The organism is Secundilactobacillus malefermentans DSM 5705 = KCTC 3548 (assembly GCF_001436395.1).
GTDB classification, from domain to species: Bacteria; Bacillota; Bacilli; order Lactobacillales; family Lactobacillaceae; genus Secundilactobacillus; species Secundilactobacillus malefermentans.
Window position 1 is genome coordinate 1 of record NZ_AZGJ01000078.1, and the last position, 4,144, is coordinate 4,144.

Genomic DNA, 4,144 nt, shown 5'->3' on the forward strand with positions numbered 1-4,144 from the left:
TACACATAATTATTTAAACACTCTAAAGAGTTGATGAATGGTCAAAGAATCCACGAATTAGTTTTGTTAGAAAGTTTGATCAAAAGCAATAATATTAATTTGGACCAATTTAAAAAGAAAATAAGAAGTTATGATGGGTACGTTGATAATAATGTAATAAATTCTGTTATAAATGTTTTATCGTTGAATTTCTACACAGCGGAAGGGAAAGACAAGTATGGTGGAAAAGGAATTGTAACATTTAGGGAAGATGAGTTTAAAATGTCTAAGTCTTTTGAGACATTAATTAAAAATGAACAATTTAAAGAACTGTTTACTGATGTAATAAGAGTTGCCCTTTCCAAAAATAAAGAATATATACAGAATGAAAGATTGACACTATATAATAAATATACTCGGAAAGACGTATGTCGACTTTTAGACTGGGATACTGACAATAGTGCAACGATTTTTGGCTATAAAGTTTATCAAGATACTTGTCCAATTTTTGTAACATATTCGAAGTCATCGGATATAGATAATAACGTAAAATATGAGGATCAATTTTTAAATCAAAGGATTTTTAAGTGGTACACTAGAAACCCTAGAAAAATAGATTCTCCAGAGGTGCAAAAAATTCTTTCTGGTAGTGAGTCCGGAAGTATGAAAATCCCCTTGTTTATTAAGAAGAGCGATGATGAAGGCAAAGATTTCTTTTATATGGGGATGGTAGCGGTAGATAAATCCTCAGTTGTTCAGGAAAGTATGCCAGGAAAAACGGGGGCGGTACCAGTAGTTACCATGAATTTTGTTTTAAACAATTCAGTCCCGTATGATAAGTATGTAAGCATAACAGATGTACCAATATCAGCTAATTAATGAGTAAGCGTAATTTTTAATTACGCTTTTTCTTATTCTCACATTACATTTTTCCAAACATATTGTTTCTTAATCTTCTATATAGTATATTTAAAGCGCTTACAAAAATAACTAATCACTTTCAGGAGGCTTTCATCATGACAAGAATTGCAATTGTAACCGGTGGCGGACAAGGTATCGGCGAGGGTATCGCGAAACAACTTGCTTCAGATGGATTAACTGTAGCGGTTGCTGACTTAAATCAGGGGAATGCTGAAAAAGTCGCTGCTGAAATTGGTGGTGGCGCAAAGGGCTACTATGTTGACGTAGCTAAGAAACAGGCTGTGTTCGATTTAGTAGACGCTGTTGTGAAAGACTTTGGTCAACTAGACGTCATGGTGAATAACGCTGGTATCGCAGAAATTGGAGCAGTTATTGATGCCTCTGAGGAAGATATTAATAAAATTTTCCAAATTAATGTTAACGGTGATATTTATGGAATTCAGGCAGCGGCTACTCAATTTAAGAAACAAGGCAATGGTGGCAAAATTATCAATGCTTGCTCAATTGCAGGTCATGAAGGATTTGAATTATTGGGAATTTACTCAGCTACGAAATTTGCTGTACGTGGTCTAACACAAGCTGCTGCAAAAGAGTTGGCAAAGGATCAAATTACTGTAAATGCCTATTGCCCTGGAATCGTATTGACGCCAATGTGGGATCAAATTGATGCTGAAATGGCAAAAATTTACGATGTTCCGTTGGGTGATACCTTACAGAAATATATCGATGGAATTGCATTAGGCCGTGGTGAACAACCAGCCGATGTTGCTAATTTAGTATCATTCCTTGCTGATAAGAAATCAGATTACATTACGGGTCAATCAATTATGGTTGATGGTGGAATTAATTTTGCATAGAGTAAAGTGAATCAAAAAATGGTTATCTACAATTTACAGTAGATAACCATTTTTGTGTAAGTTATTCTTCTATTCCGTCTCACTCACCGTCTTACCCACTCTCACGCTCTTCACCTCATACACACCAATTCCAATCACGAATCCAATGATTGCTGGCACAAGCCATGCAAATCCTTGCGCGAAGAATGGCACATATTTGCTCTCAAATCCAGTAAGGGCTTGGACAAAGGCTGACTTTGCGATAAAGGCAGGACCCGCATTCAGGCCATCGATAAGGGCTGGCACAATGGTGAAAATGGTCGTGCAAATGTAAACAACTCTGGCACGATGGAATAGGGGTGATGCTAGAGAAAGCAGAATCAACGTAATACATAGTGGGTAAATGAACATCAAGAATGGCATGGCAATCGCAATAATCGTTGCAAAACCGAAGTTAGAAACGCCAAATGAAATGATCGAAACGGCGATTACATAGGTTTTGTAGCCAAACTTGGGGAAGAGCCCACTGAACGCTGTAGCAAACGAGGTGGTCACCCCAACGGCAGTCGTCAAACAGGTGATGGTTGCCATGATTGCGAGGATGTAGACGCCAGCGTTACCAAAGAAGAACTGGGTGATTTGGCCAAGGGCAATCCCACCATCGGCAGCAATTTTGAAATGGCCCAGGCTGGTGGCACCAATGTATGCCAAGCCAGTATAGATAACGGCCATAGCACTTGCCGCAATGATTCCGGCTTTAACGGTCAAATGAGCGACAGTGGATTCCTTTTTGACGCCGAGGGCTTTGATAGCTGTGATAACGACGATTCCAAATTCAACGGAAGCAAGGGCGTCCATCGTTTGATAACCTTGAATGATTCCGTTTGTTGTAGAACCACTTCGCCAAGCGCCAGTAACTGCTTGACCAGCGGTGGTGCCCATTGGCTTGAAGATGGCAACGGCAATTAAGATCACGACCATGATGATGAAGGCGGGGTTTAAATAGCGGCCCACATAGTCAACGACTTTATGTCGATTGAGTGAAAGAAAGATGACAGCCGTGAAGAAACAAGCTGAATAGATGAGGAGCCAAAATGGGGCTGAGGCTGCACTAACATGAGTTGCAATTCCAAATTCAAATGGAACAGTTGCGGTCCGTGGCGTGGCAAAAGCGGGGCCGATGGCGATGTACAAAATAACGGTAAAAATTAAAGCGTACGTTTTGCCAATGGGTTGCGCTAATTCGAAGACACCATGCGTTCTGGTGATGGCGATTGCGGCAACGCCGAGGAGTGGCAAAATTGTTCCGGTAATAATGAAGCCAATAATTGAAGAAATAAATGCTGAACCTGATTGCTGACCAATTTGGACGGGGAACGTTAAGTTAGAAGCACCAAAATACATTCCAAAGAGCATTGAAGCAACGACAATAAGTTCTTTCCAGGTAAATTTACGAGTTTGTTCCATTTTTAGAGCTTCCTTTCAGATTCTATATTTTTAAATGAGAAATAAAAAAACGCCCCTTGGATTAATAATCCAAAGGACGTTTACACGCGTTACCACCTTAATTTACGAGCTTTTCACAAAACTCATCTTACCATGTACGCCTTATTTTTCGTCAAAAATAGGTGATACACTGGCACGATATTGGGTGCAACCATCATCATCTTTACGATGATGCCGCTCATCTTCATCTTTCAAAACTAGGAAATGTGCCTTCGCAGCGCCAAGCACTTTCTAAAAATTCGCTAGTTCATACTCCATGAAAACTTCCACACGGTTTTCTCATTTATATCTAATGATTGTCATTGTAGAACGGATGAAACTGAATGTCAAATGAGAATTTATTTCTTCAACGTAAATTTGAAGGTAATGGGTGCTGGATCGGAATGTTCGAGATATTCCTTCAAATTTTGCTTACGTTGGGCTTCTTCTTGTTCCCATTTCATATCGAATTCATTTAAAAGTCGTTCAGCTTCCGTATCCCCAGACTCGGCACGCTTGGTCAATTCTTTACGCGCAAGATTGGAACTGAACCCAGCTGAAAATCCGTGATTTCCGTGAACTAACCGTCGGGCTAACTCTTCGTTACTTTTTTCTGCATCAGATGCCATCTTAATTTTCCTCATTTTCCTATGCTTTAATCAATCATATCGGAGTTTGGCGGCTGAGACAACCGCATTTAGGATTCTTTAAGGAGTAGGGAATTTAATTATAGTTCCAGAGAAATAACGAATTTAAAAAGTGATTGGACTTTGGCGGTACCGAGTTTTGGACTATCGGCTGATTTGTTCAATTGACGAGGAAGTTGTGACGATCAATGTTTTGTTACTAGGGCATCGGAAAGATAGCTATAAATTATCTGAAACTTATTTTGAGAAATAGAAAAAGTGGCTGGGACAAAAGTC

At 39.5% G+C, this 4,144-nt stretch carries 5 protein-coding genes; 3 read left to right on the plus strand and 2 right to left on the minus strand.

Features of this window, described 5'->3' with window-relative positions:
- Window positions 1–33 precede the first annotated feature (33 nt).
- Window positions 34–858: a DUF3427 domain-containing protein gene (locus FD44_RS09515; protein WP_056973903.1), complete on the plus strand. Its 825-nt coding sequence runs from the start codon at window positions 34–36 to the stop codon at window positions 856–858.
- 137 nt (window positions 859–995) lie between these two features.
- Window positions 996–1,757, plus strand: coding sequence for an acetoin reductase (locus FD44_RS09520; RefSeq protein ID WP_010619193.1), 762 nt, complete (start codon window positions 996–998; stop codon window positions 1,755–1,757).
- Between the two features lie 69 nt (window positions 1,758–1,826).
- On the opposite strand, the gene brnQ is transcribed toward FD44_RS09520, so the two are convergent.
- Window positions 1,827–3,203, minus strand: a complete 1,377-nt coding sequence (brnQ, locus tag FD44_RS09525; RefSeq protein ID WP_010619194.1) for a branched-chain amino acid transport system II carrier protein — start codon at window positions 3,201–3,203, stop codon at window positions 1,827–1,829.
- A 377-nt stretch (window positions 3,204–3,580) separates the two neighbouring features.
- Window positions 3,581–3,850 (minus strand): hypothetical protein, encoded by a 270-nt coding sequence (locus FD44_RS09530; RefSeq protein WP_010619195.1) that lies wholly within the window; start codon window positions 3,848–3,850, stop codon window positions 3,581–3,583.
- A gap of 130 nt (window positions 3,851–3,980) precedes the next feature.
- Between FD44_RS09530 and FD44_RS10875 the strand changes: the two genes are divergently transcribed.
- Window positions 3,981–4,121 (plus strand): type II toxin-antitoxin system RelE family toxin, encoded by a 141-nt coding sequence (locus FD44_RS10875; RefSeq protein WP_328590620.1) that lies wholly within the window; start codon window positions 3,981–3,983, stop codon window positions 4,119–4,121.
- The last annotated feature ends 23 nt before the right edge of the window (window positions 4,122–4,144 follow it).